The organism is Streptomyces sp. NPDC091376 (assembly GCF_044757085.1).
Taxonomy (GTDB): domain Bacteria; phylum Actinomycetota; class Actinomycetes; order Streptomycetales; family Streptomycetaceae; genus Streptomyces; species Streptomyces pratisoli.
Genome location: NZ_JBIVUF010000012.1, coordinates 250,509 through 265,910, shown reverse-complemented (window position 1 = coordinate 265,910; position 15,402 = coordinate 250,509). Strand labels below are relative to the sequence as shown.

The 15,402-nt window shown below is 70.0% G+C and carries 13 protein-coding genes and 1 pseudogene; 9 read left to right on the top strand and 5 right to left on the bottom strand.

Annotated elements, in window-relative coordinates; all coding sequences use genetic code 11:
* Positions 1-288 precede the first annotated feature (288 nt).
* Together ACIQMR_RS25840 and ACIQMR_RS25835 are read left to right on the top strand one after the other, a co-directional pair.
* Positions 289-1,410 (top strand): threonine synthase, encoded by a 1,122-nt coding sequence (locus ACIQMR_RS25840; protein ID WP_401391659.1) that lies wholly within the window; start codon positions 289-291, stop codon positions 1,408-1,410.
* A 162-nt stretch (positions 1,411-1,572) separates the two neighbouring features.
* Positions 1,573-2,742: a hypothetical protein gene (locus ACIQMR_RS25835; RefSeq protein ID WP_401391657.1), complete on the top strand. Its 1,170-nt coding sequence runs from the start codon at positions 1,573-1,575 to the stop codon at positions 2,740-2,742.
* A 55-nt stretch (positions 2,743-2,797) separates the two neighbouring features.
* Here the strand turns inward: ACIQMR_RS25835 and ACIQMR_RS25830 are convergent, their stop codons facing one another.
* Entirely contained in the window at positions 2,798-3,265 is a 468-nt protein-coding gene (locus tag ACIQMR_RS25830; RefSeq protein ID WP_401391654.1) for a hypothetical protein, read from the bottom strand.
* A gap of 252 nt (positions 3,266-3,517) precedes the next feature.
* Here ACIQMR_RS25830 and ACIQMR_RS25825 point away from each other — a divergent pair, with 252 nt between their 5' ends.
* Positions 3,518-4,099, top strand: a complete 582-nt coding sequence (locus tag ACIQMR_RS25825; RefSeq protein WP_401391651.1) for a Uma2 family endonuclease — start codon at positions 3,518-3,520, stop codon at positions 4,097-4,099.
* A 1,307-nt stretch (positions 4,100-5,406) separates the two neighbouring features.
* On the opposite strand, the gene ychF is transcribed toward ACIQMR_RS25825, so the two are convergent.
* Positions 5,407-6,495 carry a redox-regulated ATPase YchF gene (gene ychF, locus ACIQMR_RS25820; protein WP_401391648.1) on the bottom strand — a complete coding sequence of 363 codons (1,089 nt, stop codon included), beginning with the start codon at positions 6,493-6,495 and terminating at the stop codon, positions 5,407-5,409.
* A 183-nt stretch (positions 6,496-6,678) separates the two neighbouring features.
* On the opposite strand from ychF, the gene ACIQMR_RS25815 reads away from it, so the two are divergent.
* Positions 6,679-7,329, top strand: a complete 651-nt coding sequence (locus ACIQMR_RS25815) for a DUF6542 domain-containing protein (RefSeq protein ID WP_401391645.1) — start codon at positions 6,679-6,681, stop codon at positions 7,327-7,329.
* A 48-nt stretch (positions 7,330-7,377) separates the two neighbouring features.
* Here the strand turns inward: ACIQMR_RS25815 and ppgK are convergent, their stop codons facing one another.
* Both ppgK and ACIQMR_RS25805 read right to left on the bottom strand, forming a co-directional pair.
* The gene (gene ppgK / locus ACIQMR_RS25810) at positions 7,378-8,115 is read right to left on the bottom strand and encodes a polyphosphate--glucose phosphotransferase (protein WP_328726097.1); all 738 of its coding nucleotides are present in this window, start codon (positions 8,113-8,115) and stop codon (positions 7,378-7,380) included.
* 150 nt (positions 8,116-8,265) lie between these two features.
* On the bottom strand, positions 8,266-9,258 hold the full coding sequence (locus ACIQMR_RS25805; RefSeq protein ID WP_401391641.1) for a 4-hydroxy-3-methylbut-2-enyl diphosphate reductase: 993 nt from the start codon (positions 9,256-9,258) through the stop codon (positions 8,266-8,268).
* Between the two features lie 95 nt (positions 9,259-9,353).
* Between ACIQMR_RS25805 and ACIQMR_RS25800 the strand changes: the two genes are divergently transcribed.
* The 4 genes and pseudogenes from ACIQMR_RS25800 (at position 9,354) to ACIQMR_RS25785 (ending at position 13,433) form a co-directional block, all read left to right on the top strand.
* Positions 9,354-10,733 carry an APC family permease gene (locus tag ACIQMR_RS25800; RefSeq protein ID WP_401391638.1) on the top strand — a complete coding sequence of 460 codons (1,380 nt, stop codon included), beginning with the start codon at positions 9,354-9,356 and terminating at the stop codon, positions 10,731-10,733.
* Between the two features lie 237 nt (positions 10,734-10,970).
* Positions 10,971-12,182, top strand: a complete 1,212-nt coding sequence (xseA, locus tag ACIQMR_RS25795; RefSeq protein ID WP_401391635.1) for an exodeoxyribonuclease VII large subunit — start codon at positions 10,971-10,973, stop codon at positions 12,180-12,182.
* A 158-nt stretch (positions 12,183-12,340) separates the two neighbouring features.
* Positions 12,341-12,568, top strand: a pseudogene (locus ACIQMR_RS25790) (exodeoxyribonuclease VII small subunit); the annotation flags it as partial.
* 274 nt (positions 12,569-12,842) lie between these two features.
* Positions 12,843-13,433 carry a malonic semialdehyde reductase gene (locus ACIQMR_RS25785; RefSeq protein WP_401391632.1) on the top strand — a complete coding sequence of 197 codons (591 nt, stop codon included), beginning with the start codon at positions 12,843-12,845 and terminating at the stop codon, positions 13,431-13,433.
* 174 nt (positions 13,434-13,607) lie between these two features.
* On the opposite strand, the gene ACIQMR_RS25780 is transcribed toward ACIQMR_RS25785, so the two are convergent.
* Positions 13,608-14,180 (bottom strand): DUF4245 domain-containing protein, encoded by a 573-nt coding sequence (locus ACIQMR_RS25780; RefSeq protein ID WP_401391630.1) that lies wholly within the window; start codon positions 14,178-14,180, stop codon positions 13,608-13,610.
* A gap of 124 nt (positions 14,181-14,304) precedes the next feature.
* Between ACIQMR_RS25780 and glpX the strand changes: the two genes are divergently transcribed.
* Positions 14,305-15,336, top strand: coding sequence for a class II fructose-bisphosphatase (gene glpX, locus ACIQMR_RS25775; protein ID WP_401391627.1), 1,032 nt, complete (start codon positions 14,305-14,307; stop codon positions 15,334-15,336).
* Positions 15,337-15,402: the final 66 nt, after the last annotated feature.

Genomic DNA, 15,402 nt, shown 5'->3' with positions numbered 1-15,402 from the left:
CGGTGGCCGGAAGGGCGGACGCGGCGCCGAGAGCCAGGGCGGCGACGGCTATGGCGCTGGCCGCGGACAGTCTTCGCCGCGAATTACGCATCACGGACATGTGAGGATCCTCCTCATTGGTGGTGCGTTCTGTGGGGGTTTCGACAGGTGCATGACAATGACGCGGAGGGGATGTCCGCGTGATTGCCGTGCCGCTGCCGTCCGAAAGATTGACCGATCCATAGGAATCCCACAAGAGTCCGGGACATGCCGTAACACGTGCGCCACACAACTGCCATGGTGGATCACATGACGGACTATCAGTGCGCGATGTGCGAGGTGCGGTCCCCTGTCGAGGCGCTCACCTGGCGCTGTCCCCAATGCCGAGGCCCCTGGGATCTCGACTTCGCCGCCGGTCCCGTCCCCCGCAACTCCCTTTCCGGACGCCTCAATTCACTCTGGCGTTACGAGGAGGCTCTCCCCCTCGCGGCCGCGGACGCCTCGCGCGGCTCGCAGGCTGTCTCTCTCGGCGAGGGCAGGACCCCGCTCGTGCCGCTCACCGAGACCGTCACCGCGAAGCTCGACTTCCTGATGCCGACCCTGTCCTTCAAGGACCGCGGCGCGGTCATGCTCGCGGAACTGGCCCGGCATCTGAAGCCTCGGCGCGTCATCGCCGACAGCAGCGGCAACGCCGGCACCTCGATCGCGGCGTACTGCGCCCGGGCCGGGCTGGACTGCACCGTGTACGTGCCCGCCGCGACTCCTCAGAAGAAGGCCGAACAGATCTCGGCGCACGGCGCCCGTCTCGACATCGTGCCGGGCGGCCGCGAGGAGGCGGCGCTGGCCGCCCGCGCCGCCGCCGACGAGGACGGCGTCTTCTACGCCTCGCATGTCTACAACCCGTACTTCCTGCACGGCACGAAGACCTATGTGTACGAGATCTGGGAGGACCTCGGCGGCCGGCTTCCCGAGACGCTCGTCGTGCCCGCCGGCAACGGGACGCTGCTGCTCGGCGCCTACCTGGCCATCGAGGAGCTCCACTCCCACGGGCTCATCGCCGAGCGTCCCGCCCTCATCGCCGTACAGGCGTCGGCGGTCGCCCCGCTCGCCTTCGCCTTCCGGGCGGGCGCGGACGACATCCTCGTCCCCGCGGCCACCACCCCCACGCTCGCCGAGGGCATCGCGATCCCGAACCCGCCGCGTGCCCGCCAGATCCTCACCGCCGTACGCGGCACCGGCGGCACCGTCCTCACGGTGACGGAGGACCAGATCCGGACCGCGCAACTGGACCTCGCGGGCCGCGGCCTCTTCGTCGAGCCCACAGGCGTGGCCTGCTGGGCGGCGATCGGCGCCCACGGCCTGGACGACCGCACCACCGTCGTACCGCTGTGCGGGGCGGGAGCGAAGACGGGATTGGCACCACGCGACTGACGGGCGCGCTCGACAGTCACGGTCGGCGGGACGAAGACACCGGAGTCGGCCGCGAGATGACCATCTAACGGGATCAGCGCAATCGGCCCAAGCCGCCAAGGCACGGCGCCTTCGTCCGGACCAGCCGGCCGGGTTGTCAGTGGCTGCTGCTTCCATGTCGCCATGAGCACTGTGCACGAGACCGCCGCCCTCCTCCCTGAGCCCGCCGAGCTCCGCGCCCATCTGCGCGCGCTGGCCGTCCTGGACGCCGCGATCGGCAGCGATCCGCGGTTCTGCTGCTACACCTTCGACGCGGCTTGGGGCCCGGGCCAGGAGGCGGCGCTGATGGAGAACGGCTCGGGGGACGACTTCTCCGTCGTCTTCACCTCCGCCGGCGCGCTCATACGCGGCTTCGACCACGAGTCGGAGATGAGCCCGTACGCGACGGACGACGAGCAGGTCTGGCCCGGTGTCATCGACGAAGTGCCCGCCGCGTTGCGCCCGCTCCTGGACGAACCCGCCTTCTGTGACGAGGGCATCGACGCGCCTCGTGTCACCACCTGCCTGTGGCGGGAGACCGGCGACACCGCCTGGCGCACCGGCTCGGCCATCGCCTTCCCTTCCGGCAGCGAGGACCCTGACGGCTCCGGTTTCCTCTTCCCTCTCCTCACCGACCGCTCCCCCGAGGCCGTCCAGGCCTACTTCGAGGACTACTACGAGCGCCCCGTCCCGCTCGACGCCATCCGCCGCATCCTGGGCGGGCACACCCTCACCCCGGCGATCGCCGCGGCACTCAACCCGGCCGCCCTCTCGGACAGCGCCCTGCTCCGCAGGATCGCCGACCATGCCGAGGTCGCCTCCTACCTGGCCTGCGACGGCGAGTTCGACCTCGCCCGCACCGACCCGATCGAACCGATCGCCCTGCCCAACGGCCTCCCGGTGGAGCCCGTTGCCGGCTGCAACGCGGGCGGCACCCACTACCTCTGCGGGCCGGCCGTCCCGGGCGGCTCTCGCCCCGTCCTCTACACCGACTCCGAGGGCCAAGCCTCCTTGATCGCGGAGTCCCTCGCCGAGGCCCTGACCCTCGCCGTCGTCCTCCCGTCCTGGCACGACGCCCTGGCCGGCTTCCGTCCCCCGGACCTCAACTCCGATTACCTCGACGACCACCCGGACCACCCCGCCGTCCGCGACCGCCTGCTCGCCGCCCTTCGGCTCCCCTCGGCCACCGACCGGGAAGTCCTGGACCGCCTCCTCGCCACCGCCGCCCGCACCGTCCCCGACGGCTTCCTCCCGCACGTTCCCGATGAGGAGGACTCCGCCTTCCAACCGATGCTCGAACCTTGTGACGAATAGGGCCCCGCGAACCTCCTGAAGAGGACCCGCACGGGGGCCGCCCCAGCCCCCGCGGCTACCGGGGCTGCCACGCCCGTACGAGGTTCTCCGGTCCCCAGTGCGCGGTCAGTGGCAGATCATCAGCCACCCCACAGCGGGCGAGGGCGACCAACGGAGTGTCCGGGGCGGCGCCGGGGACAGCGAGCATGTCGCGTACCAAGGCGTCGTTGTCATGACGGCCGAAGGGCTGGGTCTCCAGCCACTTGACCGACCCGACGAAGTGCACCTGCCGGGCGACCGGCTCGCGGTCCGCGGACAGGTGACGGTCCCAGACAGTCCAGAGGGCGCCCTCGAACTCCTGATCCTGCTCGACCAGCCAGGGCACCTCGTCGATCACCGCGATGCTGGGTGAGTCATCGGGCACCGCGAGCGCCAACGAGCGCAGGGCCTGGTTCCAGTCCTGTGCCTGGAGGCCGGCGACGAGCTCCACGCCCGGCAGCGGCGACTGCGCGAGGGTCGCGGCGAAGTCGGCACGCTCAGCCACAGGGCTACGCCCCCGGTGGCCTGGAACACCCACGTACGGCGCTCCCGACCGATCGCAGAACTCCTGGACCAGTCGCGACTTCCCCACTCGGCGCCGACCCGTCATGATCACGGCCCGCCCTCGCGTGGCACCAGCACCCTCAGCCACGGTCCGGTACTGCTCGGCCAGCAGTTCCAGATCTCCGAGCCTCGGAACAATCGGGACGCCCAAGAGCACCTCACCTGAGGTGACTGCAGCCGCTACCGTGAAGCCATGACCGCACTGCCCGACTGGATGCGCCCGCCGCGCGCGGAAGGCTGGTTCGCGGAGGACCTCGACCGCCTCCCCGAGGCACCCCGCCACACCGAGTTGATCGATGGAGCCCTCGTCTTCATGATGTCGCCCCAGCGGTCCTGGCATGGCCGCCTGGTCACCGCCCTGACCACCACGCTCATGGCGCAGGCGCCGGCCGGCTTCGAGGTCGAGCGCGAGATGACGATCCGCCTGGATGCCCGCAACCGCCCGGAGCCAGACCTCCTACTGACGGAACTGCCCTATGACCCCGACCGCACCTGGTACGCCCCGGAGGATGTGAGACTCGTCGCCGAGGTCGTCTCCCCGGAGTCCGCCCACCGCGATCGCAACGTAAAGCTTCGCAAGTACGCAGAGGCCGGCATCCCGCACTACTGGTGCATCGAGGACGAGGACGGGGCGCCCGTCGTCCACGTCTACGAGCTCGACGAACCCACCGGTGCCTACGCGCCCGCCGGGATCTTCCGGGGAACCCTCCAGCGCCCGGTGCCTTTCGAGGTCAGCCTGGACCTCGACAAGCTCACGCCGCCGCGAAGCAGCTGAAGACGCAGCACCAAGTCGGCACGGGAATGCAGAAGGGGTCGGACTCATCCGAGTCCGACCCCTTCTGACCTGCACGAACGAGGTGGCGCACCCTCGCCGCGGCCCCGCTCTGATCCCTCCTGGGTTAGCGACGACCCCACCCGCCGGGCCCCTGCGCCGCGCATATCAGGCGCACACGCACGGGGCGAGTCCTGGAGTAGGGCGGCCGGGCCGTGCATGGCGTGCACGTCGGCAGTCACCTGACCTGACGCACCTCAAGAGTGCCGCCATGTGGCACAAGAATGGGTGCCATGACAGAGAGGCGTGAGTGGAAGTACGACGGAACTGAGCTGGCGTGGCTCCACGACCGGCTCGGCCGCTCGGAAGCCGGGCCTGGGCACGTGGTGTCCGAGCTTGTACCGAGCGGCTACGAGGCGTACGTACGGGTCTTCCACCGCTTCGAAGCCACAGACGGTTCAGGTCGCAGCCGCACGTGGGAGTCGTGGGCGCAGGACTCTGGCGTTCCGTTTCACCCGGAGATATCCCACTGGTGGTTGAGGCGCGAGGAGCTCAGCACGGGACAACCGCTGTGGGTGGCTGATGACGGGCTCTCGACGAGCACAGCCGTGGGGCGCTCGCTCGCCTGCTCGGCATGCTTTCCGGGGAGCAGGCCACGTACTTCGCCTACAACCTCGCGACCATGCTCTGGGGCGACGATGACGAACCTCTCGTCCGTCACAGCTCCCTGGCCGACCTCGAGAGCGTAAGAGATTCGCTGAGGGATCTGGTGGGAGAGAGCGGCCCAGAATTCTGGTGGCCCCAAGATCGCAGCTGGGTAGTCTCCACCGACTATGACTTGCTGTCGACCTACGTGGGGTGCTCGGCACGGACCTCCAAGCTGCTTGGCGGACGACGAACTCGAAACTCTCCCCGTCACCCTGCAGACCCGCATCGATTGCCACACCCAAGCCGCCCCGTCCGGCCCGTGTGACTCATACACAGGTCGCTCCTGTCCCGCGCTGACTGGCGCTACGAAAACAGCGGTCAGGGCGCGAACGGCTCCGCCAGCGGAAGATCGCCAGTACATCGTCAGCAAACCAGACCCGCGACTGCGGGCAATCAGCTTCAGCGGGGCGGAACAGCACTGCCTGCGCAGGCACCGGGAGCACCGATTCCCCTTCGGGGTACTGGCGCTTCCATCCCCACTCATCCAGAGAAGGGGCTGATCCAGCCAGAGAAGGCAGGAAAGGGCCAGACCTGAAGATCTGGCCCCTGACCTGAGGTTTCCCGCTCTGACCAGCTGCTCCAACCGATCAATGAATCAGGCACTACACGTTGAAGCGGAACTCCACCACGTCGCCGTCCTGCATCACGTACTCCTTGCCCTCCATGCGTGCCTTGCCCGCCGAGCGGGCGTCGGCGACGGAGCCGGTGGCGACGAGGTCGGCGAAGGAGATGACCTCGGCCTTGATGAAGCCCTTCTGGAAGTCGGTGTGGATCACACCGGCCGCCTCGGGAGCCGTGGCGCCCTTCTTGATCGTCCAGGCGCGGGACTCCTTGGGGCCGGCCGTGAGGTAGGTCTGCAGGCCGAGGGTGTCGAAGCCGACGCGGGCGAGGGTGGCCAGGCCCGGCTCCTCCGCGCCGACGGACTGGAGGAGCTCCATGGCGTCCTCCTCGTCGAGCTCGGCGAGGTCCTGCTCCAGCTTGGCGTTGAGGAAGATCGCCTCGGCCGGGGCGACCAGGGCGCGCTGCTCGTTCTTGAAGTCCTCGTCGACCAGCTCGTCCTCGTCGACGTTGAAGACGTACAGGAACGGCTTGGTGGTGAGCAGGTGCAGGTCGTGCAGCAGCTCGGCCTTCTCGCTGCCCTGGAGGATGCCGACGGAGAAGAGGGTGTTGCCCTCTTCGAGGATGGCTTGGGCGGCCTCGACGGCCGCGACCTTGGGCGCCACGTCCTTCTTGATCCGGGACTCCTTCTGGAGGCGCGGAAGGACCTTCTCGATGGTCTGGAGGTCTGCGAGGATCAACTCGGTGTTGATCGTCTCGATGTCGTCCTTCGGCGAGACCTTGCCGTCGACGTGGACGACGTTCTCGTCCTTGAAGGCCCGGATGACCTGGCAGATCGCGTCGGACTCCCGGATGTTCGCCAGGAACTTGTTGCCGAGGCCCTCGCCCTCGCTCGCGCCGCGGACGATGCCGGCGATGTCGACGAAGTCGACCGTCGCGGGGAGGATCCGCTGGGAGCTGAAGATCTCGGCCAGCTCGGTGAGCCGGGCGTCGGGAACTCCGACCACGCCCACATTGGGCTCGATGGTGGCGAACGGGTAGTTGGCCGCCAGCACGTCGTTCTTGGTCAGGGCGTTGAACAGGGTCGACTTGCCGACATTCGGCAGACCGACGATTCCGATCGTGAGCGACACGTTGGCGACTTCCTGGAGTGAGGGCTGGCTGGTGGCCGGGGCCCGGGAGTGGGCCGATCCCCCAGTTTACGGGCGGGCCGCCGCAGTACGTCACGCGTGCGATGTCTCGAACTCACGACCAAGGTCACCCAAAGGGCGTGTCCCGTGACGTACTCGTCGCACATGGCGACCTACGTTGGTCACGTGGAGCAGCAAAGGACTGGTACCCCGTCGAGGCGGCCGCGGCCGCAGACCCCTCTGTCACCGCAGGCCCCTGTCTCGCAGGGTTCGCTGATCGAGGGCGCCGCGGTGTACCGCGTCACCGCCCGGCCCGGGCGGCCCGGTCAGGCGGACGCCCCGGCGCGGCCCGGGAAGCGGCCCACCGTGCGGCCGGTCCGCCCGGGGCCACCGGTGCTGGCAGCCCTGCGGCGGCTGCCCAATCCGCGGCTGACCGGGCTCGGCGCCGGGCTGTTCGCGTGCTCCGTGATGCTGGTCCTCGGCTCGCTCGACGAGCTGTTGTTCGACGGCTCGGCGATCGTGTACGGCGTACTGTTCCTGCCGCTGAGCGCCCTGACGGCGTTCTGGGTACGCGACGCCGATCTGGTCACCGCGCCGATCAGTGTGCCGATCGCCTTCGCCGTCGGGCTCGTCCCCATCTCGGGCGGTGCGACAGGGACCGGTGGCAGCGGGGGGATCGGCGTCCAGATCATGGCGCTCGTCACCGCACTGGCCGTGCATGCGGGCTGGCTGTACGGCGGCACGCTCATCGCCGGCGTCATCGCGAGTGTCCGGAAGATCCGGCTGATGACCCGCCGCCGCTCCCGCCGGCCCTCCGCCCCGCCCCGCCGCGCCTGACGCCCTCGTCACGCCCTCCCCCGGCACCGCGCCGGGGGAGGGTGTCGCTCAGTGCTCCGCCGTGGCCATCGCCGCGCCGACGATCCCCGCGTTGTTCTGCAGCTCCGCCGGGACGATCTCCGCGCGGATGTGCTTGATCAGCGGAATGAACTTGTCCGCCTTGCGGCTCACCCCGCCCCCGATGATGAAGAGCTCGGGCGAGAACAGCATCTCCACATGGGCCAGGTACTTCTGGACCCGGTGGGCCCAGTGCTCCCAGCTCAGCTCTTCGTCGTCCTTGACCTTGGTCGACGCGTGCTTCTCCGCCTCGTGGCCGTTCAGCTCCAGATGCCCGAGCTCCGTGTTCGGCACGAGCTTGCCGTCGATGAAGACCGCGCTCCCGATGCCCGTACCGAACGTCAGCAGCATCACCACGCCCTTGCGGCCGCGGCCGGCGCCGAAGGTCATTTCGGCCACGCCCGCCGCGTCCGCGTCGTTCAGCACGGTCACGGGCATGTTCAGCCGGTCGCCGAGCAGCTTGCCCGCGTCCAGGTCGATCCAGCTCTTGTCCACGTTGGCCGCCGTCCGCACGACCGAGCCGGTGACCACCCCGGGGAAGGTGATTCCGACCGGGCCCGACCAGCCGAAGTGCTCCACCACCTCGCCGACGCAGTCGGCCACGCCGTCGGGCGCGGCCGGATGCGGTGTCAGCACTTTGTGGCGGGGCTCTGCGAGGTCGCCGCGGTCCAGGTCCACGGGAGCGCCCTTGATCCCCGATCCGCCGATGTCCACTCCGAAGACGTTCATGGACACAACGTTACGAGGAACTGCTCACCGTCACTCCCTGAAGGCCGCGCTTGGTCCCTCCCGCGAGCCGTCCGCGGGAGGGCCTCAAGCCGTTCCCAGGCTGTCCTCAAGCCGTCCTCAGGCCGTGCTCGGACTGTTCCCGGACTGTTCTCAGTCCTCGACGAGCGACGTCGCCTCGGCACGCAGGTCCCGGCGGAGTTCCTTCGGCAGTGAGAACGTGATCGACTCCTCGGCCGCCTTGACGATCTCGACGTCCTCGAAGCCACGCTGCGTCAGCCACTCCAGGACCTCCTCGACCAGCACCTCGGGCACGGAGGCACCCGAGGTGACGCCGACGGTCGAGACGCCGCCCTCCAGCCACGCTTCGTCGATCTCGCTCGCGTAGTCCACCAGGTGGGCGGCGCGGGCGCCGGCGCCCAGGGCGACCTCGACGAGCCGCTTGGAGTTCGAGGAGTTCTGCGAGCCGACGACGATGACCAGATCCGCCTCGGCCCCCATCTGCTTGACCGCGATCTGGCGGTTCTGGGTGGCGTAGCAGATGTCGTCGCTCGGCGGTGAGACCAGCAGCGGGAACTTGGTCTTGAGCTTGTCGACGGTCTCCATGGTCTCGTCGACGGACAGCGTGGTCTGGGAGAGCCAGACGACCCTCGACGGGTCGCGGACCTCGACCTTCTCGACGTCGTCCGGGCCGTCGACCAGGGTGATGTGCTCGGGGGCCTCGCCGGTGGTGCCGATGACCTCCTCGTGGCCCTCGTGGCCGATGAGGAGGATGTCGAAGTCCTCGTTCGCGTACCGGATGGCTTCCTTGTGGACCTTGGTCACCAGGGGGCAGGTCGCGTCGATGGTGGCGAGCTTCCGCTCGGCGGCCTCGTCGTGCACGATCGGAGCGACACCGTGGGCCGAGAACATGACGATGGAGCCCTCGGGGACCTCCGCCGTCGCCTCGACGAAGATCGCACCCTTCTTCTCCAGGGTCTGTACGACGTACTTGTTGTGGACGATCTCGTGACGGACGTAGATGGGCGCGCCGTACTGCTCGAGGGCCTTCTCGACGGCGATCACGGCGCGGTCCACGCCCGCGCAGTAGCCACGGGGAGCGGCGAGCAGGACGCGGCGGGCGTTCGTTGCAGTCATGGCACCCATCGTAAAGGCGCGCCGGACGGCCCAACGATCGCCCACAGGACTGAGACTGGTGCCCGTATGTGATCAACGTCGTACGTACGAGGACGGAGGGTCCCATGACGGGCACCGGCACCGGGACCGGTGCGGACGCGCACGCCCGGCTGCGCCGGAGCCTCGGATTCCGGGACCTCGTCGTGTACGGGCTGCTCTTCATCGCCCCCATGGCCCCGGTCGGCGTCTTCGGCACCCTGGACGCGAGGTCGCACGGCGCGGTCGCCCTCGTCTACGTCGTCGCGACGGCCGCCATGGCGTTGACGGCGTTCAGCTACGCCCAGATGGTGCGGGTCGCGCCGCTGGCCGGATCGGTCTTCGCGTACGCCCGCAAGGGGCTCGGCGAGGGGCCCGGCTTCATCGCCGGGTGGATGGCGATGCTCGACTACCTGCTGATCCCCGCCGTCGCCTACCTTTTCTCCGGGATCGCCATGGAGGCCCTGGTTCCGCAGGTGGACCGGTGGGTGTGGACCGGGATCGCGGTCGTCGTGACCACGCTGCTGAACCTCTGGGGCGTACGGGCGGCGGCCAGGGTCGGGTTCGCGGTCCTGGCGATGGAGATCGTGGTGCTGGTGGTCTTCCTGGTCGCGGCCGTATCAGTGCTGGCGCAGGACGGGCCGCGGCGCGACTGGGCGTCGCCGCTGACCGGGGACGGGGACTTCGCCCTGAGCGCGGTGCTCGGGGCGGTGTCGGTGGCGGTGCTGTCGTATCTCGGCTTCGACGCGATCGCGTCGTTCGCGGAGGAGGTCACGGGGGGTTCGCGGCAGGTGGCGCGGGCGGTGCTGTTCTGTCTGGGGGTCGCCGGAGCGCTGTTCGTGGCGCAGACCTATCTGGTGGCCCTGTTGGAGCCGGTCTCATCGGCGCAGCTGGCGGCGGACCCGAAGGAGCAGGGGACGGCGTTCTACGACGCCGTGGACGTGTCCGTCGGGACCTGGCTGCACGATCTGGTCGCCGCCGGCAAGGCGATCGGGGCGGCGTTCGCGGCGCTGGCGGGGCAAGCGGCGGCGGGGCGGCTCCTGTTCGCCATGGGCCGGGACCGGCGGCTGCCGCGTGCGCTGTCCCGTACGGACGAGGGCGTTCCGCGCGTGGCGCTGGTCGTCGCGGCGGCGGTGACGATGATCGCGGCGTTGTGGGCGGCGCGGCGTGACGACGGGCTGGAGCATCTCGTCTCCGTCGTCGACGTCGGGGCGCTGACGGCGTTCACGCTGCTGCACGCGAGCGTGGTGGGCTGGTTCGTGGTGCGGCGGGCGGCCGGCCCGCCGAGCTGGTGGCGGCACGTGCTGTTCCCGGTGCTGGGTGCGGCGGTGACGGTCGTGGTGCTTCTGGAGGCTTCCCGGGCCGCGCAGGTGGTGGGCGTGATCTGGCTGGCGGTGGGGCTGGTGGTGCTGACGGTGCAGCGAGGACGGCGGGAGCGGCGGGAGGCGCAGGCACCGCCCGCTTCGTAGCGACGCGACGGGCCGGCGCTCCCGGGCCAGTGCTCCCGGGCCGGTGATGCCGCTCCGGTGCTACCGGGCCGGTGATGCCGCTCCGGTGCTACCGGGCCGGTGCTCCCTGGCGGGGATCGCGGGTCCGTCGCCGCCGAGCCGGATACTGCCCGGATGCTGCCCGGCCTGCCGTTGCGCGCCTGGTGCTGTCGTGCCGCCGGACCGGGCTTGTCGGAGGGTGCCGATACGCTCGCGGGCATGGGTCTCACTACGTCTGCCGAAGCTCCCCTGCCCGTCGGCGAGGTGTCACGGCTCATCGGGGGATGGATCGACCGCCTCGGCGCGGTGTGGGTGGAGGGGCAGATCACCCAGCTGTCTCGTCGGCCGGGCGCGGGAGTGGTCTTCCTGACGCTGCGCGACCCTTCGTACGACATCTCGGTGAGCGTGACCTGCTACCGCCAGGTGTTCGACGCGGTCGCCGACGCCGTGTCGGAGGGCGCGCGGGTCGTCGTGCACGCCAAGCCGGAGTGGTACGCCCCGCGCGGGCAGCTCTCGCTCAGGGCCGCCGAGATAAGGCCGGTCGGCATCGGCGAGCTCCTCGCCCGGCTGGAGCAGCTCAAGCGGGCGCTGGGCGCGGAGGGGCTCTTCGCACCCGCCCGCAAGAAGCCGCTGCCGTTTCTGCCGCAGCTGATCGGTCTGGTCTGCGGCCGCGCGTCGGCGGCCGAGCGCGATGTGCTGGAGAACGCGCGGCGACGGTGGCCCGCCGTCCGGTTCGAGGTGCGCAACGTGGCCGTGCAGGGCGTGCGCGCGGTGCCGCAGGTCCTCCAGGCCGTGAAGGAGCTGGACGACCACGCGGACGTGGACGTGATCATCGTGGCGCGGGGCGGCGGCAGCGTCGAGGACCTGCTGCCGTTCTCGGACGAACAGCTGGTGCGTGCCGTCGCCGACTGCCGTACGCCGGTGGTGTCCGCGATCGGTCACGAGCCGGACTCCCCGCTTCTCGACCTGGTTGCCGATCTGCGTGCCTCGACGCCGACCGACGCGGCGAAGAAGGTCGTCCCGGACGTCGGCGAGGAGCTGGACCGGGTGCAGGCGCTGCGGGACCGGGCCCTCAGGACCGTACGGGGACTGCTGGAGCGCGAGGAGCGCGGGCTCGCGCACGCCCTGCACCGGCGCGTCATGGAGCATCCGCACCGCATGGTGGAGGAGCGCGAGCACGAGACCGACGCGCTGGTCGCCCGGAGCCGGCGGGTGCTGGGGCATCTGCTGGACCGCGCCGACTCCGAGCTGTCCCACACGCGTGCGCGGGTCGTCGCGTTGTCGCCCGCGGCGACGCTGGAGCGGGGGTACGCCGTGCTGCAGCGCGCGGACGGCACGGTGGTGCGCGCAGCCGGCGAGGTCACCGCGGACGAGGAGCTGCGGGCGCGCGTCGCGGAGGGCGAATTCACGGTGCGGGTGGCGGGCGACTGACACGGCACGGCGTCCACGGGCGACGTCCGGGCTCACGTCCAGGGGCGACGTCCGAGCTCACGCTCAGGGGCGGCGTCCGGGCTCATGTCCCGGCTTCGGGGCCCGGCCCGCCGAGGCCTCAGGCCCCACTGACAACAGGCGAACTTAGGGTGGATCAGATGACAGCCAAGACGGACGAGGGCGCGCTCGGCTACGAGCAGGCGCGGGACGAGCTGATCGAGGTCGTGCGCCGGCTGGAGGCGGGCGGCACGACGCTGGAGGAGTCCCTCGCGCTGTGGGAGCGCGGCGAGGAGCTGGCGAAGGTGTGCCGCCGCTGGCTGGACGGCGCCCGGGCCCGGCTGGACGCGGCGCTGTCCGGCCGCGACGCGGCGGAGGGCGTGGACGCAGGCGCAGGCGCGAAGGTCACGGACGGCTCCAACGACTCGGACGGCTCGGACGACGAGGTCGAGGACACGGGCGGCACGGCTCTGTGAGACGCCGGAGCAGAGGCGGATCAAGAGCAGGGGTGGATTAAACGGACGCACCGTTTAGTTGAAGGTTAATTAGTTGAAAGTTGCGTGACTTAGCTCACGAGCGGCCGGATTTGGTTGAACGTTCACACACTCCGGTCGTACCGTGAGGTCACAGCTTGATCCCCCTGTTCCACCCGGAAGGCACAGCATGTCCCTCGTTCTCGACACCGCCGCCCAGGACCTCCTGTTCCGCGAGGCCCGTACCGCCAACACCTTCACCGACGAGCCGGTGTCGGACGAGCAGGTGCAGGCGATCTACGACCTGGTCAAGTACGGCCCGACCGCCTTCAACCAGACGCCCCTGCGCGTTGTCCTCGTCCGCTCCGCCGAGGCCCGGCAGCGTCTGGTGCAGCACATGTCCGAGGGCAACCAGCCGAAGACCGCCACCGCCCCCCTGGTCGCGATCCTCGCCGCCGACAACGAGTTCCACGAGGAGCTCCCGGAGCTGTTCCCGCACTTCCCGCAGGCGAAGGACGCGTTCTTCGGCGAGCGCCCGGTCCGCGAGCAGTCGGCCATGCTCAATGCCGCGTTGCAGGCCGCCTACTTCATCGTCGGCATCCGCGCCGCCGGTCTGGCCGCGGGCCCGATGACCGGGCTCGACTACGCCGGCGTGCAGAAGGAGTTCCTGGACGACGACCACACGCCGCTGATGGTGGTCAACATCGGCAAGCCGGGCGAGAACGCGTGGTTCCCGCGCTCGCCGCGCCTGGCGTACGACGAGGTCGTCACCACCGTCTGAGTCCCGCCGAGCCACGCGGCCACACGGCCACGCGGACGCACAGACATACGGACGCACAGACACACAGCACGACAAAGGCCGCCGCACCCGGTTCGTTCCGGGTGCGGCGGCCTCGTGCTGCCGGCGTGCTGTCGGCGCCGGCCGGGATCGGGACCACGGCCGGCACGCGGAAGGTCAGGACGCGGCCGGGGGCGGCGTCCCGGCGGGGCTCGGCGTCGAGGCGGAGTCGGACGCGGCTTCCAGCGCCGCCGCCATCTGAGCCAGCCGCTCGTACGAGGCCGTCCCCGTCACGACCGTCGTCGAGCCCTTGTCCGTGCGCACCAGCGCGTCGTACTTCGGGCCCTCCCAGCGCTGCCAGGTCTCCTCGCCCACCCGCTGGGTGTGCTCGGTCGGGGTCGCCCGCTGGGTGACCTGCGGGACGTACTTCCCGGGCGGCGCCGTGGACTGCTCGACCGCGATGTACTGGCCGTCCGGGTCGAGGAAGCCGAGGTGCCAGGCATGGGCGTCCTGGCGCTTGTACGTGACGGACGTGGGCTTCCAGTCCGCGGACAGGCCGGCCGGGGCCGCCACCGGGTACGGTGCCGCCCGCCGTGCCGTCAGCAGTTCGACGCGGTAGTCCACGGTCTTGGTCGGGTCCGCCGAGTCGTCGTGCGGAACGAAGATGTACATCACGCCTGCGAATGCGCAGATGACCGCCATCGACTGGATCATTCCGCGCACTGTCTGCTTGCCTCGCATACCTGCCACCGCACTATGGTCGCATCAAGGTTGTCTGCTCAAACGTGGGCCCCTCTGCTCATTTTGTCGACGTACCGATAGAGTCACAGCACCCTCTTCATCCGGCCGTCGTCGTACAGAAAGGTGCGCTCCGATGACCGAGCACAACTTGCCGTCTCAGCTCGAGGTCTCTCCCGAAGCCCCCGACCGCAACCTCGCCCTGGAGCTCGTCCGGGTCACCGAGGCCGCCGCGATGGCCGCCGGCCGCTGGGTGGGCCGCGGCGACAAGAACGGCGCGGACGGCGCGGCCGTCAAGGCCATGCGAGCGCTGGTCAGCACCGTCTCGATGAACGGCGTCGTCGTCATCGGCGAAGGCGAGAAGGACGAAGCCCCGATGCTGTTCAACGGGGAGCGCATCGGCGACGGGACCGGCGCGGAGTGCGACATCGCCGTGGACCCCATCGACGGAACGACGCTCACCGCCAAGGGCATGCCGAACGCGATCGCGGTGCTCGCGGCCGCCGACCGCGGCACCATGTTCGACCCGTCCGCGGTCTTCTACATGGACAAGCTGGTCACGGGCCCCGAGGCCGCCGACTTCGTCGACATCAACGCCCCGGTCCCGGTGAACATCCGCCGGGTCGCCAAGGCGAAGAACTCCTCGCCCGAGGACGTCACCGTCGTCATCCTGGACCGTCCCCGGCACGAGGGCATCGTCAAGGAGATCCGCGAGACCGGCGCGCGCATCAAGTTCATCTCGGACGGCGACGTCGCGGGCGCGATCATGGCCGTTCGCGAGGGCACCGGCGTCGACATGCTGATGGGCATCGGCGGTACGCCCGAGGGCATCATCACCGCGTGCGCGATCAAGTGCCTGGGCGGCACGATCCAGGGCAAGCTGTGGCCGAAGGACGACGAGGAGCGCCGGCGCGCGCTCGACGCCGGCCACGACCTGGACCGGGTGCTCTTCATGGACGACCTGGTCAGCGGTGACAACGTGTTCTTCGTCGCGACCGGCATCACGGACGGCGAACTGCTGCGCGGTGTGCGCTACCGCGCGGAGACGGCGACCACGCAGTCGCTCGTGATGCGCTCCAAGTCGGGCACGATCCGGCAGATCGACTCGACCCACCGTCTGTCGAAGCTGCGCGCCTACAGCGCCGTCGACTTCGACCGCGCGCAGTAGCCCGCAGGCGTCGGCACGCGGCCTCACGGCATACGGCCACACGCCATACGGAGAGGGGCGCTCCCA